The organism is Pinisolibacter sp. DMC100, assembly GCF_056313705.1.
On the sequence record NZ_JBQUZT010000002.1, the window covers coordinates 326,192 to 345,018 of the forward strand.

At 70.5% G+C, this 18,827-nt stretch carries 13 protein-coding genes; 6 read left to right on the top strand and 7 right to left on the bottom strand.

The features are described 5' to 3' along the window. Window positions 1–19: 19 nt before the first annotated feature. Window positions 20–1,156, bottom strand: coding sequence for a MoeA family protein (locus ACT541_RS10440; protein WP_476136587.1), 1,137 nt, complete (start codon window positions 1,154–1,156; stop codon window positions 20–22). A gap of 200 nt (window positions 1,157–1,356) precedes the next feature. On the opposite strand from ACT541_RS10440, the gene ACT541_RS10445 reads away from it, so the two are divergent. Together ACT541_RS10445 and ACT541_RS10450 are read left to right on the top strand one after the other, a co-directional pair. Beyond that, the gene (locus ACT541_RS10445; protein WP_476136589.1) at window positions 1,357–1,707 is read left to right on the top strand and encodes a MoaD/ThiS family protein; all 351 of its coding nucleotides are present in this window, start codon (window positions 1,357–1,359) and stop codon (window positions 1,705–1,707) included. An 83-nt stretch (window positions 1,708–1,790) separates the two neighbouring features. Next, window positions 1,791–2,552, top strand: coding sequence for an EAL domain-containing protein (locus ACT541_RS10450; RefSeq protein WP_476136591.1), 762 nt, complete (start codon window positions 1,791–1,793; stop codon window positions 2,550–2,552). A 68-nt stretch (window positions 2,553–2,620) separates the two neighbouring features. Here the strand turns inward: ACT541_RS10450 and ACT541_RS10455 are convergent, their stop codons facing one another. Next, window positions 2,621–3,874 carry a pilus assembly protein TadG-related protein gene (locus ACT541_RS10455; protein ID WP_476136593.1) on the bottom strand — a complete coding sequence of 418 codons (1,254 nt, stop codon included), beginning with the start codon at window positions 3,872–3,874 and terminating at the stop codon, window positions 2,621–2,623. Then, window positions 3,871–4,320, bottom strand: a complete 450-nt coding sequence (locus ACT541_RS10460; protein WP_476136595.1) for a response regulator — start codon at window positions 4,318–4,320, stop codon at window positions 3,871–3,873. The genes ACT541_RS10455 and ACT541_RS10460 overlap by 4 nt, the downstream gene beginning before the upstream one ends. A 167-nt stretch (window positions 4,321–4,487) precedes the next feature. On the opposite strand from ACT541_RS10460, the gene ACT541_RS10465 reads away from it, so the two are divergent. Together ACT541_RS10465 and ACT541_RS10470 are read left to right on the top strand one after the other, a co-directional pair. Beyond that, window positions 4,488–7,199 (top strand): ATP-binding protein, encoded by a 2,712-nt coding sequence (locus tag ACT541_RS10465; protein WP_476136596.1) that lies wholly within the window; start codon window positions 4,488–4,490, stop codon window positions 7,197–7,199. 391 nt (window positions 7,200–7,590) lie between these two features. Beyond that, complete coding sequence (locus ACT541_RS10470) at window positions 7,591–12,258, top strand: 2-oxoacid:acceptor oxidoreductase family protein (protein WP_476136598.1); 4,668 nt, start codon at window positions 7,591–7,593, stop codon at window positions 12,256–12,258. Window positions 12,259–12,303: 45 nt separating this feature from the next. Here ACT541_RS10470 and ACT541_RS10475 read toward each other — a convergent pair whose 3' ends face one another. Next, window positions 12,304–13,533: a cyclin-dependent kinase inhibitor 3 family protein gene (locus ACT541_RS10475; RefSeq protein WP_476136600.1), complete on the bottom strand. Its 1,230-nt coding sequence runs from the start codon at window positions 13,531–13,533 to the stop codon at window positions 12,304–12,306. Between the two features lie 176 nt (window positions 13,534–13,709). Here ACT541_RS10475 and ACT541_RS10480 point away from each other — a divergent pair, with 176 nt between their 5' ends. Both ACT541_RS10480 and ACT541_RS10485 read left to right on the top strand, forming a co-directional pair. After that, window positions 13,710–14,378 carry a response regulator gene (locus ACT541_RS10480; protein ID WP_476136602.1) on the top strand — a complete coding sequence of 223 codons (669 nt, stop codon included), beginning with the start codon at window positions 13,710–13,712 and terminating at the stop codon, window positions 14,376–14,378. Continuing rightward, window positions 14,375–15,754 carry a sensor histidine kinase gene (locus tag ACT541_RS10485; protein ID WP_476136603.1) on the top strand — a complete coding sequence of 460 codons (1,380 nt, stop codon included), beginning with the start codon at window positions 14,375–14,377 and terminating at the stop codon, window positions 15,752–15,754. The genes ACT541_RS10480 and ACT541_RS10485 overlap by 4 nt, the downstream gene beginning before the upstream one ends. 60 nt (window positions 15,755–15,814) lie before the next feature. Here the strand turns inward: ACT541_RS10485 and ACT541_RS10490 are convergent, their stop codons facing one another. From ACT541_RS10490 to ACT541_RS10500, 3 genes are all read right to left on the bottom strand, one after another. Further along, window positions 15,815–16,681, bottom strand: coding sequence for an ABC transporter permease (locus ACT541_RS10490; protein WP_476136605.1), 867 nt, complete (start codon window positions 16,679–16,681; stop codon window positions 15,815–15,817). Window positions 16,682–16,691: 10 nt separating this feature from the next. After that, window positions 16,692–17,507 carry an ABC transporter ATP-binding protein gene (locus ACT541_RS10495; RefSeq protein ID WP_476136607.1) on the bottom strand — a complete coding sequence of 272 codons (816 nt, stop codon included), beginning with the start codon at window positions 17,505–17,507 and terminating at the stop codon, window positions 16,692–16,694. A gap of 92 nt (window positions 17,508–17,599) precedes the next feature. Beyond that, window positions 17,600–18,601, bottom strand: coding sequence for an ABC transporter substrate-binding protein (locus ACT541_RS10500; protein ID WP_476136609.1), 1,002 nt, complete (start codon window positions 18,599–18,601; stop codon window positions 17,600–17,602). Window positions 18,602–18,827 lie beyond the last annotated feature (226 nt).

The following is an 18,827-nucleotide window of genomic DNA, read 5'->3' on the forward strand; positions in this document are numbered from 1 at the left end:
GGTATGCTCCGGATTGTCGTCAGAGAGTGGGGGCGAGCGCACGGACGGCGAGGGTCGTGCCGTCGGCGAAGCCTTCGCATTCGGGGCCGAGTTCGACCCAGGCGTCGGCGTGGGCGATGGCGGTCCAGGGCGGACGGCCGGTCGAGAGCGGCTCCAGGGTGCCGTCCGGACCGAGCGCCAGAAGGGCGATCTCGGCGAGGCCGATCTGCGAGACCAGCTTGCGGGCGAGGCGGCCGGTCGTCTCGACGATCGGCGGCGTCCATCCGGCGAGCGCGGCGATCGTCGGCTCGAGGATCGCGAGGGTCGCGACGAAGAGATCTTCGGGGCGACCGGAGAGGAGCAGCGCAGGCCGGCCGGCGATCGTGCCCCAGGCGGTCGCCTCGCAGGCGGCGAGCGCCAGGCCGCCGCCTGTGATCGTGCCGGCGGTCTCGAACCAGTTCCGCGACGGATCGACGGCATCGAAGTCGCCACGGCCGAGGAGGAGGAGGAGATCGGCCTCGGCCGGATCGAACGCGGCGAAGGCGGCGGTCTCGACGAGAGCCGGGCCGCGGCCGAGGAGGACCGCCAGCGCGTGGGCGGCTTCGTCCGCCGCATCCGAGCCGTCGTGGAGGACGACGACGCGCGGCCGGCGGACGGGGAGGGCGGCGATGCCGGCGCTCTCGGCGACGAAGGCGAGGCGTTCGCCGACGATCGTGCCGGCCACGGCGAGCGTGCTGCCGGCGCGGGCGCACCAGCCGCGCGGCAGGAGGTCGGTTCCCGGCGCCACGACCTTGTGGAAGCGCGGTTCGCCGGCGACCTGCGGAACGCTCGCACGCGCCGCGACGGCGTCGAAGGGGGGCAGAACCGCCTCGCCCGGTTCGACCGCGACGAGAGCGGCGGGCGTCACCGGGGCATAGGGCGAGGCGCCGATCGTGTCGGTGGACGCGACCGCCCAGCCGGCCCGCAGGGCGAGCGGCATCAGGGGGCGGTCGTAGGCGAAGACGAGATCTTCGGCCAGCACGGCGCCGATCGCCGTGCGCGGCGGCAGGCGGCAGGGCGCGACCGGGGCGGGCGTGGCGACGGCCGACCGGCGGAACGCGTCGAGCGAGGCGAGGGTGGTGCCGAGGGGGGCGTCGGCCGCGGCCGGTCGTGATCGAGTCCTCTTGCCGAGTTTCACGCTCTTCGCGCTCCGTGGTCCGTCCCCGGGGCCGACCTTGGCACAGAGCGCGCCGGCTTTCCATCACCCGGCGAGAGCGAGGCCCCCGCCGGGACCGGAACCCATACCAAGGAAGGAGGACGATCTTGACGGCTATCAAGAAGCGGCCGGCCCGTGTGCGCGACCGTCGCGGTCGGACGGGTCCTCGAGGGAAGGAAGCCATGGAAGACGCGAACACGACGATCGAGACGGGAATGATCGGCCACAACGCCAGTGGGATGCCGATCACCGTCGAGGTGCGGCTCTTCAACAGCCTCACCCGCCACGGCGGCGGGCTCGGGCCGGTGCAGCGGCTGGAACTGACGGCAGGAGCGACCGTCGGCGACGTGGTCGATCGACTGCGTCTGCCGGTCGGCGACATCTTCCTCGTGCTGCGCAACGGCCGCGACGTGTCGCCCGGCCTCTACGGTGGCGGGATGGTCAACCGCGAGGCGGTGCTCGACGACGGCGACGTCGTCGCCTTCTCCGGCCCGGTGCCCTATTCCTTCGGCATGGGCGCGCCGGTGGTCTGAGGGCAAAACGCCGCGACCGCCATCAATCATTGCGAAACCAAGGTCTGTCATTGTCGAAACCCGAACTGCGAGTCGAGGGCGACATGACGGACCTTTCCGAGCGCGGCGTCTCGTTCGACGACCTGACGCTCCACTATCAGCCGCAGGTGGCCGCCGACGGATCGCGCATCGTCGCGGTGGAGGCGCTGCTGCGCATCCTCAAGCCGACACCGCGTCTGACGACCCCGGCCGACGTGCTCGCCTGGTACGAGGCGCCCGACGAGGCCGAGGCGCTCGACTGGTGGGTGTTCCGCCGCGCCGCGACCGACGCGCTGCGCTGGCCGTCGATCACCGTGTCGATCAACATGACGGCCGATCGCTTCCGCGACCCGAGCTTCGCCCGCCGCGCGCTCGAGGTGCTGGCCGAGATCGGCGTCGATCCGAAGCGGATCGAGGTGGAGATCGTCGAGGGCGCCTACATCGGCGACTTCGAACGGGCGGTCGCCAACATCACGGTGCTGCGCGCCGCCGGCGTCAAGATCGCGCTCGACGACTTCGGCACCGGCTTCTCGTCGCTGACCTATCTCCTGAAGCTTCCCGTCGACAAGGTGAAGATCGACAAGTCCTTCGTCGACGGCGTCGGTCTCGTCCAGTCGGCGGCGATCGTCCATGCGGTCGTCGCGCTCGCCCGGGCGCTGGGGATGAAGATCACGGCCGAGGGTGTCGAGAGCGAGGACCAGTGGCGCTTCCTGCGCGCCGCCGGCTGCCACTACATTCAGGGCTGGTTCTTCTCCAAGGCGGTGTCGGCCGACGCGCTCGACGCCATGCTCGCCTCCGGCACCGTGCCGCGCCGCGACGCGGCGTGAGCGCGCGCCCGGCCGCGCGCCGGGCGTCTCCCTTCCATTCCAGACCGGGTCGCCGTCGCGACCGCGCCTCACTTGGAGAGCGCGGTCTGGTTGGCGTTCGGGCCGATGCCGGCGGGGACCGGGATGTTGGTCGAGCTGTAGTTGGTGTTCAGCACCATGGTCGGGCCTTCCGACAGGGTGAACTGGTCGGCGACGACGATCGTATAGGCCGACTGGTCGGCGACCGGCCTGTTGGCGGCGACGTGCAGTCGGTTGCGCGGCAGATAGATGGTGCCGAGCAGCATGCGGGCATTGTCGGAATAGATCGTGTGGACCTGACCGGTCGGGGCGGCGCGGTCCTCGAAGACCAGCATGCCGGCCATGTCGCCGGTCTTCGGCGCGGTCAGCGACACGGTCGAGGCGGCCTCGAAGTCGACCACCGCACCGGTGCCGGTCATGAAGAGGCCGACGTTGTTGCCCGAGAGCGAGGCACCGCCGGTGACGACCAGCGGGCCGTTCTTGAAGGCGTAGATGCCGGGGTTCATCGTCACCGAGGCGCCGCCGTCGATGGTGATGCCGCCGCAATAGGTGCCCGGATTGAGGATGGCCGAACCGCCGGAGATCACCAGCCCGGTCTGGGTGCATCCCGGTGCCGTCGGCTGCGGCCGGGCGGCGAGCGGGTCGGAGAGCACCGGACAGTCGGTCTGCGGGTCGGGGGTGAAGGACCCCGGCCCCGGCGACGACTTGCCGCCGCTCGAGCAGATGAAGGCCGCCTTGATCACCGCGCTGTTCTTGGCCATCAGGCCGGTCGACTTGGTCGAGTTCGAATAGATCGAGCAGCCCGGCGCCTCGAGGCGAGACGACTTTTCGAGCAGCACCGTCGAGGGTGCGGATGCATTGAGGCCGATGACGCAGATCGGCGCGCCGCCGACGACGCGGGCAGTGGCGGCGACCTGGACGCGGGTCGAGGTGACGGCGCTCAGCACCCAGGTCTGGACATTGGCCGTGAGCGTCACCGTCACCGTCTTGGCGACATTGTCGACGCTGGGCGTGACGTCGGTCGTGGTCGCGTCGGCGCCGAGCGACTTGCGCGCGAAATTGGCGGCGACGCCGCCGACCACGTCGACGGCGGAGTTGCCGAGGCGGAATTCCTTGGCGCCGGCGAGTGCGGCGCCGTCGGCGATCGCCTGCATGCGGGCGCGGCGGGCGGAGAGGTCGGCGAAGTCGACGGCACCGCCGCCGACGACGACCAGCGCGCCGGCGGAGAGCGCGAAGGCGAGACCGACGTTGCCGCGGCGATCGCGCAGGAAGCGGGCGAGACGTCGGAACAGGGGCGTGATCACGGCGAGCCCTCCGATCCGGCGACGAGCGCGCGATGGGCGCGCACCATGAACTTGATCTGATGGGCGAGCAGGCGCCAGTTGACCGGCTTGCACATGAAGGCGGTGGCACCGGCCTCGTAGGCGCGATCGATCGACACCATGTCTTCGCGGCCGGTGATGACCATGACCGGCAGACGGTCGAAGCGCGGATCGGCGCGCAGCACGCGCACCATCTCGATGCCGTCCATGCCGGGCATGTCGACGTCGACCAGGAGCGCCGCCCACGGCCGCGTCGGCAGGGCCGCGAGACCGGCCTCGGCGCAGTCGGCGGTTTCGACCCGGACGGTCGGGGTGGAGAGATAGACCGAACAGAACTCGCGCTGAATCGGGTCGTCGTCGACGGCGAGGATGTCCATGTCCTCGGTCAGCACATACTCGAATCGGGTGGTCGCGGCTGAGTTGGTCATCGGCGTTTCGAACGGATTCGACGTGGCGTTTCGGGCTCTTCGTTCGCGTCTCGGCGCAAGCCTTGGAAGGTTTCTAACAGAGAGTTCCTAAAGATACGTTCGATGAGCCGGCGTATCGTCGGGTATCCGTTTGCGCCGCCTTAACCATGGCGCGGCAGTATCCGGGCATGAAACTCCCGGTGCCGTCGATCCGAACCCGCCTCCTGTTGCTCGTCGCCGCCGCCGTGGTGCTCGCCACCGCGGTGATGCTGGCGCTGACCCTCCGCCAGGAGACGCTGCGTTGGGGCGTCGCCAAGCGCGACGGCCTGTTCTCGACGGCGCAGGTGATCGCGGCGGCCGCCGCACGCGCCACCGCCGAGGGCGACCGCTCCGGCGTGCACCGGGCGATCCGCTCGATGGGCCGCATCGAGGGGCTGGTCTTCGCCGGCATCGACGCGGCCGACGGCACGCCGCTCGGCGACGTCGGGGCGACCGAGCAACTGGCGAGCGATCTCGTCCTGACCGATCCGGACGCCGACGTGTCGATCGGCCGGTGGATCGCCAGCCGCACCGTCGAGGTCCGCGTCGACATCGTCGACGAGGGGCGGACGGTCGGCGTGCTGAGGATCCTCGCCGACACGCAGGATCTGGCGCCCCGCCTCTGGGCCTCGGCCCGGGCGGCGGCGAGCGGGGCGGCGCTGGCGTTGGCGGTCGCCTTCGTCGTCGCCTTCCGCCTGCAGCGGCGCATCGTCGGGCCGATCGTGGCGCTGTCGGGCGCCATGGCGCGGGTGCGCGGCGCGCACGACTATTCGGTGGCGCTCGAGCCCGGCGGGCGCGACGAGATCGGCACGCTGATCGACGGGTTCAACGGCATGATCGGCGACATCAGGGAACGTGATGACCGGCTGGCCCGGCACCGCGAACGCCTGGAACAGGACGTCGCCGACCGCACCGCCGACTTCGCCCGTGCCGCCCGCGAGGCGGAGGAGGCGAACCGCGCCAAGTCGGACTTCCTCGCGACCATGAGCCACGAGATCCGCACGCCGATGAACGGCATCCTGGTGATGGCCGAGCTCCTCGCCGCCTCCGACCTGCCCAACCGGTCGCGGCGGCAGGCCGAGGTGGTGGCGCGCTCGGGCGCGAGCCTGCTCGCCATCATCAACGACATTCTCGACCTCTCGAAGATCGAGGCCGGCAAGCTCGAGGTCGAGCATGTCGCGGTCGATCCGCACGAGGCGGTCGACACGGTGACCAAGCTCTTCGCCGATCGGGCGCGCACCAAGGGGCTCGATCTCGCCGCCCGGGTGGCGCTGCCGCGCGCCGCGCGGCTCGACGCCGATCCGACGCGGCTCGGTCAGGTTCTGGCCAATCTCGTCAACAACGCGCTGAAGTTCACGCAAGCCGGCGGCGTGACCATCGAGGTCGAGGCCTTCGGCGCCGACCGCGTCCTCTTCGCCGTCGTCGATACCGGCATCGGCATTCCCGAGGACAAGCTCGCCACCATCTTCGAGGCCTTCTCGCAGGCCGACCAGACGACGACCCGACGCTTCGGCGGCACCGGTCTCGGCCTCGCCATCGCCCGGCGACTGGTCGCGGCGATGGGCGGGACGCTGGAGGCGACCAGCGTCGAGGGACGCGGCACCTGCTTCTTCTTCACACTGCCGGTGACCGGGCCGGCGACCGACGTCGCCCCCTGGGCACGACTCGACGATGGGCTGCCGTCGGTGGCGATCGTCGCCGTCGGCGGGCGGCAGACGGCGGCGGCGCTCACCGGTCATCTCGGCGATGCCGGCTTCCGGGCGATCGCGGCCGGCGACGGACCGATCGCGGCGGAGGGCGCGCGGCTGGCGATCGTCGATGCCGCGCGGCTGCGCGCCGACGGCCGACCGGCGCTCGGGGAAGAGGGCGGGGTGGTCGTGCTGGCGGAGGCCGGCGACGACGTCTCGGCCCTGCTCGCGCAGGGTCTCGCCGACGCATCCGTCGCCTGGCCGGCGACGCGCGAGGAGATCGACGCCGTCGTCGCCTGTCTCGCCGCCGGACGGCCGCTCGCGACCCTCGAGGAGCGAGCGGCGCATCGCGTGGTCGAGCACGCGCGCTTCCCCGGTCTGCGCGTGCTGGTCGCCGACGACGTCGAGGTCAATCGCGAGGTCGCCGGCGCGGCGCTGGGTCGCCTCGGCATCGCGCCGGTCTTCGTCGTCGACGGACGGCAGGCGGTCGATGCGGTGATGCGCGAGACCTTCGACCTCGTGCTGATGGACGGCTCCATGCCGGTGCTCGACGGTTTCGACGCGGCGCGCGAGATCCGCGCCTTCGAGGCGCGGGAGGGGCGGGGACGCACGCCGATCGTCGCACTCACCGCCCATGTGGTCGGCACCGCGGCGGACGCCTGGCGCGCGGCGGGCATGGACGGCGTGCTGCACAAGCCCTTCACCCTCGCTGCCCTCGAGGCGACGATCCGCGCCCATGCGATCAATCTGATCGAAGGACCGGCAGAGGCGCCGACGGTCGAGGTCGAATCGATCCCGGCCGCGGCGAATGCCTCGGACGAGGCGCCGGTGCTCGACGACAGCGTGCTCGACGATCTCGCGGCGATGGCCGGCGGGGCGACGGCGGTCGTCGACCGGGTCGTCCGGCTCTACCAGACCCAGGCGGTGGAAAAGTTGCGCGAGCTGCACGAGGCGGCGCGCGGCGGCGATCTCGACCGGCTCGGGGCGGCGGCGCACGCGCTGAAGTCGATGAGCTTCAACGTCGGTGCGCGGCGTGTCGCGGAGCGGGCGGCGGACATCGAAAGGGCGGCGCGCGGCGACGGCCGGGCCGCGACTTCGGCCGACGTCGACCGGCTCGGCGACGACCTTTCGGCGGCCGTCGATGCCATCGCGGCACGGGGCACGCGCGCATGATCCATGCGTACAAGCACGAATACTAATCGATTGCTTGCGTTGTTTCGTCGCACGCCGCCGCGAACGCTATCCGAAATCGGCTTCGAGATACCGCATCAACACATTGTATGAATTGAAATATTAGACATCGATCAAGAATGCGCGGGACGGTCCTGAAATCACTCCGTCGGATCTGCGTCGATTGAAATGTCGGGTAGCCGACAGGATTGTCACAAGTTCAGCAGTAATGTCCCTCGACAGCGGCGAGCCATACGTTAGTCTAATGCGCAAGCATAAGACAAACAACGTCTACGTATTCGACCTATCACGTACGTGACAAACACGATCCCGCGCCGTCGTTTCCGCGCAGGCTGCCCTTGTCGACGTGCGTCCGATCAGCGGAGATGGAACCATGGCTCGTGAATTCCCCGGTGTGCCGACCGTCATCAACGGCAACGGCGCGGTAGCCTACGTGGCGAGCCACGTCTGTGGTGGCGTCATCGGCTATCCGATCACGCCTTCTACCGAGATCTCCGAGAACTACGAGCGCTTCCGGGCGGCGGGCGGCGTCAACGTCTGGGGCCGGCATCCGTTCTTCTATGAGCCGGAAGGCGAGCATTCGGCCCAGAGCGGCGCGCTGGCGGCGGCGCTGACCGGCGGCAAGTACATCTCCAACGCCTCGTCCTCGCAGGGCATCCTCTACGCCCTCGAGTCGCACTACGTGACGGTCGGCAAGAAGGTCGGCGGCTTCGTGCTGCACGTGGCGGCGCGCGTCGTCACCAAGCATTCGCTCAACGTCATGGCCGGCCACGACGACGTCTATGCCCTGCTGCCGGCGGGCTACACCATCCTGTTCGGTGCCGACCCGCAGGAGGCGGCAGACTTCGCCGCGATCTCCTACCGGATCGCCGCCGATTCTCTGGTTCCGGTCGCCAACGCGATGGACGGCTTCGCCACCTCGCACATGACGAGCGAGGCGCTGCTGCCCGAACCGGAACTGCTCAAGCTCTATCTCGGCGATCCGTCCGAGCGCATTGCCTGCCCGACGCTGGCGCAGGAGGTGCTGCACGGCGCCAAGGGCCGCGTCTATCAGTTGAAGCAGTGGGTCGCCCGTCACGCCGACTCCTTCGCGCCGGCCGATCTCGCGAGCCTGCGCAATCTCCTCGCCGAGCGGGCGGAAACGATCGAGACCGATCGTGTCGGCGCGCTGATCGGCGCGACCGAGCCCTTCGTGCCGGCGGCGCTGATGCCGCGCTGGCGGCGGCTGTGGCTGAACGCCTGGGAGAAGGGCACGCGGATGCGCGTGCCGGCACTGGTCGATCCCGACAACCCCGGCCTCACCGGCGCGGTGCAGAACCAGCCCGACTATCAGGCCGGCGTCGTCGACCATCACGTCCACTTCCTCGCCGACGTGCCGCGGCTCGCGGCCAAGGCCTTCGAGGAATACGGCGAACTGACCGGCCGCCGCTACGCGCCGGTGATGACCTATGCCTGCGAGGACGCCGAGACGGTGCTGATCGGCCTCGGCTCGGTCACCAGCGACGCCGAGGCGGTCGCCGAGTGGATGCGTCGTCACGGCCGCAAGGTCGGCGTGGTGGCGATCAAGCAGCTCCAGCCCTTCCCGGAGGCCGAGCTGATCGCCGCGATCGCCGGCAAGCGGGCGGTGACGGTGCTCGAGCGCTCCGACGTGACGGCGCTGTCCGATCGCGTGTCGCGGGCTCTGGTCAAGGCGCGCGAGAACGCGGAGAGCGCGACCCCGCGCCATCCCGGCATCCCGGCGCTCGCCGTCCTGCCGCGCACGACCACGGCGATCTTCGGCCTCGGTGGCCACGACCTGCAGCCGCGCCATCTGATCGCCGCCTATGACGCGATGGACAGCGCCGACGCCGCGCCCTTCGTCTGGCTCGGCTCGCGCTTCACCGCGCCGAACGCCCCGGCGGTCGTCACGGATCTGCACGAGCGGCTCGCCGCGGCCTATCCCGAGCGGCTGACCAGTGTGCTCAAGACCGGCGACAACCCGGCCGACCTGCTGCCGGCCGGCGCCATGCGCATTCGCTTCCACTCGGTCGGCGGCTACGGCACGGTGGCGACGGGCAAGCTCGCCACCGACATTCTCTCCGGTCTGCTCGGGCTGCACTCCAAGTCGGCGCCGAAGTACGGTTCGGAGAAGTCGGGTGCGCCGACCAACTTCTACATCACCCTGTCGCCGGATCCGGTGAAGATCACCAATGCCGAGCTGGAGGACGTCGAGATCGTCCTGTCGGCCGACCACAAGGTGTTCTCGCACACCGATCCGCTGAAGGGCCTCGTTCCCGGCGGCACCTTCGTGCTGCAGACGAACCTCCCGCCGCATGCCGCCTGGGAGGCGCTGCCGGCCAAGGCGCGGGCGGCGATCCGCGAACGCGGGGTGCACTTCATGGTGCTCGACGCCTTCGCCGTCGCCGCGCGTCACGCCCCGACGCCCGAACTCGCCACCCGCATGATGGGCATCGCCTTCATCGGCGCGCTCGCCGGCCGGGTCGACCGGGTCTCCGCCGGTCTCGATCGCGACGCGGCGCTGGAGCGCATCCGCAAGCAGATCGAGAAGAAGTTCGGTGCCAAGGGCAAGGCCGTCGTCGAAGGCAACATGCAGGTGATCCGCGAGGGTCTCGAGGCGACGATCGAGGTGCCGTGGCGCGAGCCGGCCTACGAGGAGGCCGAACTGGTCGCCCTCGCGGCGCGGGCCCGCAGCGTCGACACCCGTCTCGCCGGCCTGGCGTCGCGGGCGGCGCCCTCGGGCCTGTTCGATCCGGTCTATTTCGACGCGATCGTCGGCAAGCCGATGCGCGACGGCTCGATCGGCGAAGCGCCGGTGATGCCGGGGTCCGGCCTCTTCCTGCCGCCCGGCAGCGCCGCGGCCAAGGACAAGGGCCTGTTCCGCCGTCAGGTACCGGCCTTCGAACCGGAGAAGTGCACCGGCTGCCTCGAATGCACGCTGGTGTGCCCGGACGCGGCCCTGCCGGCCACCGTCCACGAGATCGCCGACCTGCTGGCGACCGCCGCCAAGGCGACGGCGCTGCCCGAAGGTCGTGCGGCTCGGCTCTCGGCCGTCCTGCCGGCGCTCGAGGCCAAGGTGCGCATCGCGCTCGTCGAGACCAGCGAGAAGCCGGCGCTGTCGGCGCTGGTCGCCGGTGCGGCGGCCTCGGTCGCGGCCGGTGACGGCGAACTCGCGGCCGATCTCGGCGCACTCGCCGAGACGCTGTCCTGGCTCCCGGTCGCCCGCACCAACCTGTTCTTCGACCAGTTCGAGAAGAAGGCGGCCGGGTCCGGCGGTCTCCTGTCGATCGGCATCGACCCGTCGAAGTGCTCGGGCTGTCTCGAATGCCTGACCGTCTGCGGCGGCGAGGCGCTCAGCGAGCAGGTCCAGGACGACGACCTCTACGACGAGATGCAGACGCGCTTCGCGCTCCTGTCGCAGACGCAGCCGTCGCCGCGCCGCTTCGTCGGCAATCTCGCCGGGCCCGAGGCCAAGCGCTTCGTGCTCGATCGCGAGGCCTATTACGCCACCACCGGCGGTCACGGCGCCTGCCGCGGCTGCGGCGAGGCGACGGTGATCCGCCAGATCACGTCGACCGTCCAGGCGCTCGGCACGCGTCGGGCCGAAGGCGAGACGGCGGCGATCGAGACCATGCTCGCCGATCTCGAGAAGGTCCGCGTCGGCGCCGAGGGTGCTCGCGCCGAACGGATCGACCGGGCGGCGGCGGTGCTCGAGAAGCGGCTCTTCGCCCTCGAGAGCGGTCCGACCGGCGGCGGTCGTGCGCCGATGGTGGTCGCCAACGCCACCGGCTGTTCGTCGGTCTACTGCTCGACCTTCCCGGCCAACCCCTACCGGGCGCCCTGGGTCAACAGCCTGTTCCAGGACACGCCGGCGGTGGCCAAGGGCCTGTTCGAAGGCCTCGCGGCCGATCTCGTCGAGGTGGTGCGCGCTCGTCGCATCGCCGCGCTGGAGCGCGACGGTGCCTATGATCCGGCCCGTCACGACAAGCCTCTCGCCATGTTGTCCTGGGCGGACTTCACCGACGAGGAACTGGCGCTGATGCCGACCATCGTGTCGATGGGCGGCGACGGTGCCACCTACGACATCGGCTTCGGCGCGCTGTCGAAGCTGCTGACCACCCATACGCCGATCAAGGTGGTGGTGCTGAACACCGGTGCCTATTCCAACACCGGCGGACAGGCGTCGACCTCGAGCTTCCTCGGTCAGGACTCCGACCTCGCCAGCGTGGGCGCCGCCCATGCCGGCAAGACCGACGACCGTAAGGAACTCGGGCTGATCGCCGCCTTCCACCCGAAGGTGATGGTGGTGCAGTCGACCCCGGCGATGCAGGGGCACTTCCTCAAGAACGTGCTCACCGCGCTCGACTATCGCGACGGCCCGGTGGTGATCGACGTCCATACGCCGTGCCAGGGCGAGAACGGCATCGGCGACGCGGTGGCGAGCGGCCATGCCCGCCTCGCGGTCCGCAGCCGCGTGTCGCCGCTCTTCGTCCACGACCCGCGGGTCGAGCCGTCGGCGCGGGCGCGCCTGTCGCTCGCCGGCAACCCGGACGCCGAGCAGGACTGGACCACGGTCGAACTGGAATGGGACGACGAGAACGGCGTGACGCAGACGATGGAAGTGCCGCTGACCCCGGCCGACTTCGCCCTCGAGGAAGGCCGCTTCAAGAAGCAGTTCCAGCCGCGTCCGCTCGCCGACGACGTGGCGGGCGTGCCGATCCACGAGTGGATCGACCTGCCGGCGGCGGAACGCGTCGGCCGCGTGCCCTTCGTCTATCAGGTGCGCGATCGCAAGCTGGTCCGCTTCGCGGTGCCGGATCCGATCGTCCGTCTGGTCGAGGAGCGGCGGCGCAACTGGCGTCTGCTGCGCCATCTCGCCGGCCGCGACGCCGCCAAGGCGATGGCCGAACGCACGGCCGAGGCCGAGGCGATCCGCGAGCGCTACGACGACCTCGCGGCTCGTCTGGCGGCGCTGGCGCAGGCGGCCAAGCCGACCGAGGCGGCGGCGAATGCCGATCCGGCCGACCACGCGATCGGAGCCTGATCGATCGCCGATGTGAACGACGGTGGGGAGCGCGCCGGTCGGATGTCAGATCATCCGGCCGGCGCGGTCGTTCAGGTCGGCCTTGCGGGCGACGAGCTTGTCGGCGAGCGCCGCGCTGCCGCCGCCTTCCGCCACCACCCGGCGGATCGCGCCGTCGGGAATGCGGGTGACGACCGCGATCGCCTTCACGATCTCGGCCGGCGTCATGTCGCCGAAGAGGCGGGCGGCGTGCGGGTTGTCGGGGTTCGTCCGCAGGGTCTCGATCTCGCCGACGCTCTTGCCGAAGGCGTCGCCCTTGGGGTCACCCTGGGCGCGGAATTCGAGTGCGCCGCCGACGTCGAGCGTCGTCGCGACACCGTCGACCACGCCCTGGTTGTCGCCGTCGAAGCCGACGGCGTCCCAGTTGGCGGTCCAGGCGTGGACGGCGAACCAACGCCGCGCCTGCCGCCGCTCGGCGGCGTCGAAGCGGGCGAGGCTGCGCTTGGCGAGGTCGACGAAGACGGTGGCGACATGGGCGTCGCCCGCGACCGGCACATGGATCAGAGTCGGGGCACCGGCCAGCCGATAGAGCGCCGCCGCCAGCCGTTCGTTGCGCGCGAGCGTCGGCGTCTCCGGCGTCTTGACGTAGTACCGCCGCCCGAGATCGTCCTCGTGGACGCCGCCGGGGTTGGAGCCGAGCTGGCCGCCGACCTTGCGAAGGTTCGCGACGTCGAGGCCTTCGGCGGCGATCTCCGTGGTGCGGCGGACGAGGGCGAGCTGGCCGTGCGTCTCGATCGCGCCCTTGCGGACGGCACGGACGTCGCGGATCGCCCGTTCGGGCTCGACGCCGAGTTCGGCGAGGAGGCGGGCGGCGATCATGCCGGCGCGGCCGAGGCCGCCCTTGCAGTGGACGACGACGTTCTCGCCGGCGCGGAGCCGCGCCCGGATGTCGTGGCCGTCGGCGAGCCAGCGGCGTTCGAAGGCGGGGGAGGGCACCGAGAAGTCGGGGATCGGCAGATGGCGCCAATCGAGCCCGCGCGCCAGCGCCGCCGGGCCGAGGTCGGCGACCTTCAGGGTGGAGAGTTCGGCCGGTTCGACCAGCGTCACCACCATCGTCGCGCCCCAGGCGACGATCGCGTCGAGATCGGTCGAAAGGTCACGCGCCCAGGCGCCCGACATGGCGTCCATGTCCTGCTTGCCGGGACAGAAGGTGATGCCGATGCGGCCGTGTTCCGGGCTCGCGCGCACCTCGGCGATCTGCAGCGGATGGGTGAGACTGGTCCGGGCGACGATCATTCCAGAGCCCTCGTGGCGACGCGGCCCAAGGTGCCACGGCGGGGAGCCCGTGTCTCGGTCTTCGGGCGGCGGGCGCGACCCCTTGCCGGCGGTTGCCTGAGCGGGCCGAAGATGATCACATCTCGGCCCGCGCCGTTCCGGCGCCGACCGACCGCGACGGTCGTACGGACCCGCCCATGCGCCTGCTTCTCGCCGAAGACAATGCCGAACTCGCCGAATGGCTCGCCCGTCTGCTCAGGCGCGAGAACTATGCCGTCGATCTCGCCGGCGACGGCGAGGAGGCGGAGGCGGCCCTGACGATCGGCGGCTACGACCTCGTCCTGCTCGATCTCGACCTGCCGCACATCGACGGGCTGACGGTGCTGAAGCAGTTCCGCGGCCGCAACACCTCGACCCCGGTGGTGGTGGTCACCGCCGACGACGCCGTCTCGGCCCGTGTCCGCGGCCTCGACAGCGGCGCCGACGACTATCTGGTCAAGCCCTTCGAGCCGTCGGAGCTGCTCGCCCGCATTCGCGTCCAGCTGCGCCGGGCGCGACCGGGCAGGGCGATGGAGATGCGCTGCGGCCCACTCGTCTACGACGGCACGACGCGGGCCTTCACCCTCGCCGGCGCGGCGCTCGCCCTGACGCCGCGCGAGAGCGCCGTGCTCGAGGCGCTGATCCTCAAGGCCGGCAAGCCGGTGCGCAAGGAGGCGCTGTTCGAGACCGTCTTCGACCATCACGACGAGGCCAGCGCCTCGACGATCGAGATCCACGTCCATCGGCTGCGCAAGAAGCTCGAGGGTTCGGGGGTGGCGATCGCGACGCTGCGCGGCCTCGGCTATCTCCTGGGCGAAGAACGATGAGCCGGCTCGGCCTGCGCGGCGATCTGCTGCTGCGGCTCGGCCTGCCGCTCGCCGCACTCGTGCCCTTCAACGTCTGGACGACCCGGCTCGACGCCATCTCCACCGCCGACATCGTGCAGGATCGAACGCTGACCGCCTCGGCGCGGGTGATCGCCGAGCGGATCGAGAGCGACGGCGTGCTGGTCGAGGCGACCATCCCGCCGGCGGCGCTCGAGATGTTCGCCTCCGAGGCGCGCGACCGGGTGGTCTATCGGGTGATCGGCCCGAGGGGCGAGCTCCTCGCCGGCTATGCCGACGGGCCGATGCCGCCGGATCGGCCGAAGGGGTTGCAGCCGCTCCATTTCGACGCCGCCTTCGAGGGCCGGCGCGTGCGCGCCGTCGCGCTGGTCCAGCCGATCGTCATGGCGGAGGGGACACGCGAGGGCATGGTGGTGGTCGGCTCGACGCTCGCCGGCCACGACCGACTGGTCGCCGATCTGTGGTGGAAGGCGCTGCGCGATCAGGTGCTGCTGGTCGCCGCCGCCTGCGGCCTCGCCGTCTACGGCCTGACGCGTGGCCTCGCCCGGCTGACGCGGCTGCGCGACCGCATCATCGCCCGTGATCCCAAGCAGCCCGAACGGCTCGCCGACGAGGATCTGCCGCACGAGTTCCGTCCGCTCGCGCGCGTCCTCGATCAGGCCTTCGAGCGGATCGAGGGCGACGTGGCGATCCAACGCCGTTTCGTCGCCAATGCCGCCCATCAACTGCGCACGCCGCTCGCGGTCCTGAAGACGCAGGTCGGCGTCGGTCTCGCCGAGCCCGGCGGTGGAGCGCAACGCGAGGCGCTCTCGGCCGTCGACCGCTCGATCGACGTGATGAGCCGGCTGGTCAACCAGCTCCTTTCGCTGGCGCGGGCCGAGCGAGGGGCGGCGGTGCGCAAGGATCGCGTCGATCTCGTCGCGCTGATCGGCGCCCGGCTCGACGATCTGGCGCTGCTGGCGGTCGAACGGCGGGTCGACCTCGCCTTCGAACCGGCGGTCGACCGGCTGGAGCTCGAGGGGCACGCGACGCTGCTCGGCGAGATCGTCGCCAATCTGGTCGACAACGCGCTGCGCCATGCCGGTCGCGGCGGCGAGGTGGTGGTCCGCGTCGAACGCCGCGAGGCGACGGCGGTCGTCGTCGTCGAGGACACCGGGCCGGGCATTCCGGAGAGCGAGCGCGAGCGGGTCTTCGAGCGTTTCCACCGGCTCGATCGGTCGGACGGGAGCGGCACCGGGCTCGGCCTCGCGGTGGCGCAGGAGGCGGCCGCCGCGCACGGCGGCCGGATCACGCTGGGACCGCGCGCCGACGGAGCGTCGGGGCTGCGCGCCGAGGTCGTGCTGCCGATCGCGTCGTGAAACGCGACGACCCCGCCCGGCAGGACCGGACGGGGTCGCTTCGCGTCGATCGGCCGGGGGTCAGCCTTCGGCGCCGTGGGGCTGTGGCCGCCACTTGGCCAGCCGATGCTCGAGCTTCGACATCGCCCAGTCGGCAGTGAGCGCCACCACCATGATGACGACGATCGCCGCATACATGCCGGCCGCGTCGAACGAGCCCTTGGCGACGTTGATCAGCAGGCCGATGCCGTATTTCGAGCCGACGAACTCGCCGACGATGGCGCCGACGATGGCGAAGCCGAAGGAGACGTGCAGCGAGGCGAAGATCCAGCTCATCGCCGAGGGCACGATCACCGAACGGGTCAGCTGCCACGGCGAGGCGCCGAGGATCTGGGCGTTGGCGATCATGTTGCGGTCGGCCTCGCGTACGCCCTGGAAGGCGTTGGAGAAGACGACGAAGAACACCATGACGAAGCTCAGCGCCACCTTCGAGCCGAGGCCGAGCCCGAAGATCATGATGAAGATCGGCGCCAGAACGACGCGCGGGATCGAGTTGATCACCTTGATGTAGATCGAGAAGATGTCGGCGAGCATGCGGTTGCGGCCGAGCGCGATGCCGATCACCACGCCGGCGATCGCTCCGGAGAAGAAGCCGGCGAGGCTCTCCTCCATCGTCACCCAGAGATGGAACCACAGCGGTCCTTCGGCGGTGCCCTCGGTGATCCATTCCCACAGGCGTTCGGCGATGGCCGAGGGCTGGGAATAGAAGAACGGGTCGATCCAGCCGCGCATCGAGGCCAGTTCCCAGCCGCCCAGCGCGGCGGCGAGGATGGCCCAGCGCCAGGCGAGGACCTGATAGCGACGCAGGCGTGCGGCGCGGGCGCCGGGGGTCTCGCCCGAGCCGAGCGGCTCGGCGACGGCGGCGGGAAGCGTGGTGACGTCGGTCATGGGCGCCTCCTCAGGCCGCGCTGCGGGAATAGCCCGCCTGCACTTCCTCGCGCAGGTCGGACCAGATGGTGTGGGAGATCTCGATGAACTTCGGATCGTAGCGGATGTCGGCGACGACGCGCGGACGCGGCAGGTCGATCGTGTAGACCGACTTCACCGTCGCCGGGCCGTTGGTCAGCACGTAGACCCGGTCGGCGAGCGCGATCGCCTCCTCGAGGTCGTGGGTGACGAAGATCACCGAGGCCTGGTTCTCCGACCACAGGTTCAGCAGTTCCTCGTGCATCACCACCCGGGTCTGGACGTCGAGCGCCGAGAAGGGCTCGTCCATCAGCAGGATCTTCGGGTCGTTGATGAAGGTCTGGGCGAGCGAGACGCGCTTGCGCATGCCGCCGGAGAGCTGGTGGGGGTAGTGCTTCTCGAACTTCGACAGGCCGACCCGCTTCAGCCAGGCGCGCGCCTTGTCGTAGGCCTCGTCCTTCGGCCGGCCGCGGAAGAGCGGGCCGGCGACGACGTTGTCGACGACGGTGCGCCAGGGGAAGAGCGCGTCGGACTGGAAGACGTAGCCGATGCGCGGATCGATGCCGGTGACGGGCTCGCCGAAGACCTCGACGCGGCCGAGCGTCGGCATCGACAGGCCCGAGACGAGGCCGAGCGTCGTCGACTTGCCGCAACCGGTCGGGCCGACGACGGCGACGAACTCGCCGCGGCCGACGGTCATGGAGAAGTCGCGGATCGCCGTCATGTGGCGCCCGTCGGGGGTGAGGAAGCGGCGCTCGACGTCGACGAGTTCGACGGCGGGGCCGGCGGCCTGCGGGGTTTCGGACATGCGGGGCTCCTTCGCGCGGGCAGGGCCTCGCGCGGGCGTGTCGTGTCTGACGGGGGAGGGCGCGTGGGCCGCTCGGCCTCACGCGCGCAGGATCACTTCGCGGCCTTCACGAACTCGGTCGTGTAGGTCTTGGAGAGGTCGATCTGCTTGCCCTTGACGTTCTTGGAGAAGCCCGAGAGCACGGCGAGCACCGTCGCCGGACCGTCCTCCGGCATGACGCCGTCGGTGGTGAACTGCTCCTTGCCCTCGGCGATCGCCTTGACGTAGAGCGCGCGGTCGCCGGCCCAGTAGTCCTTGGGCATCTTGTCGGCGATCTCCTCGGCCGAGTGGGTCGACATCCACTTCAGCGTCTTGACGAAGGCGTTGGCGAGCTTCTGCACTTCCGGCTTGTGGCTCTCGACGAAGGCGGTCGACATGTAGAGCGATGCGGCCGGATAGGTGCCGCCGAGCGCGGCGCGGGTCTTCTCCGGCGTGCGCATGTCGACGAGGATCGTCGCCTCGCCGGTCTTCAGCATGCGCGAGATCGTCGGCTCGGTGGTCATGCCGGCCTGGATCTTGTCCTGCTGCATGGCGGCGATGAAGGTGCCGCCGGCACCGACCGGCAGGGTGGTGAAGGAGCCGAGCGGCACGCCGTTCTTCACCGCCAGATACTGGGTGAGGAAGTTGGTCGACGAGCCGAGGCCGGTGACGCCCAGCGACTGACCCTTGAAGTCGGCCGGCGACTTGATCTCGGGGTGCTTGGTGGAGACGAGCTCGACCTCGCCGGGGGCGCGCGAGAGCTGCACCACCGACATGGTGTATTTGCCCTTGGCCTGCAGGTCGATGCAGTGGTCGTAGAAGCCGACCACGCCCTGCACGGCGCCGGCGAGCATCTCGTTCTCGGCGTCGACGCCGGCGGCCTCCGACAGGAGTTCGACCTCGAGGCCCTCTTCCTTGAAGAAGCCGAGCTGCTCGGTGAGCTTGGCGGGCAGATAGATCTGCTTTTCGATGCCGCCCACCATGATGGTGATCTTGTCGGCGGCGGAAGCGGTGGTGATCGAGGCGGCGAGCGCGGACGTGGCCACGGTCGCAAGCACCCATGCCTTCACGGACATGCGTTTCTCCTGACGTTTCTTCAGGCCTTCCTCTCGACGCCCGAGGGCGGGAGAAGGCTCGGCGTCGATCATGATCGATCCGGCTTTCATTCAGCTTTCAATCGATGCGACTTCGACGGAAGTGGCAAGAGGGCGGGAAATCGGCGGGTCGACACGCGAAAACGGGGCCCGTCTCGCGACGGACCCCGTTCGGGTCGCTCTTTTGCCCGGCGTGCCTCCGCCGGGC

What these genes read in the sequence shown, in the direction of transcription:
- ACT541_RS10445 (WP_476136589.1), top strand. Translation starts at nt 1,357, where the DNA reads ATGGAAGACGCGAACACGACGATCGAGACGGGAATGATCGGCCACAAC.
- ACT541_RS10450 (WP_476136591.1), top strand. Translation starts at nt 1,791, where the DNA reads ATGACGGACCTTTCCGAGCGCGGCGTCTCGTTCGACGACCTGACGCTC.
- ACT541_RS10460 (WP_476136595.1), bottom strand. Translation starts at nt 4,320, where the DNA reads ATGACCAACTCAGCCGCGACCACCCGATTCGAGTATGTGCTGACCGAG.
- ACT541_RS10465 (WP_476136596.1), top strand. Translation starts at nt 4,488, where the DNA reads ATGAAACTCCCGGTGCCGTCGATCCGAACCCGCCTCCTGTTGCTCGTC.
- ACT541_RS10470 (WP_476136598.1), top strand. Translation starts at nt 7,591, where the DNA reads ATGGCTCGTGAATTCCCCGGTGTGCCGACCGTCATCAACGGCAACGGC.
- ACT541_RS10475 (WP_476136600.1), bottom strand. Translation starts at nt 13,533, where the DNA reads ATGATCGTCGCCCGGACCAGTCTCACCCATCCGCTGCAGATCGCCGAG.
- ACT541_RS10480 (WP_476136602.1), top strand. Translation starts at nt 13,710, where the DNA reads ATGCGCCTGCTTCTCGCCGAAGACAATGCCGAACTCGCCGAATGGCTC.
- ACT541_RS10485 (WP_476136603.1), top strand. Translation starts at nt 14,375, where the DNA reads ATGAGCCGGCTCGGCCTGCGCGGCGATCTGCTGCTGCGGCTCGGCCTG.
- ACT541_RS10490 (WP_476136605.1), bottom strand. Translation starts at nt 16,681, where the DNA reads ATGACCGACGTCACCACGCTTCCCGCCGCCGTCGCCGAGCCGCTCGGC.
- ACT541_RS10495 (WP_476136607.1), bottom strand. Translation starts at nt 17,507, where the DNA reads ATGTCCGAAACCCCGCAGGCCGCCGGCCCCGCCGTCGAACTCGTCGAC.
- ACT541_RS10500 (WP_476136609.1), bottom strand. Translation starts at nt 18,601, where the DNA reads ATGTCCGTGAAGGCATGGGTGCTTGCGACCGTGGCCACGTCCGCGCTC.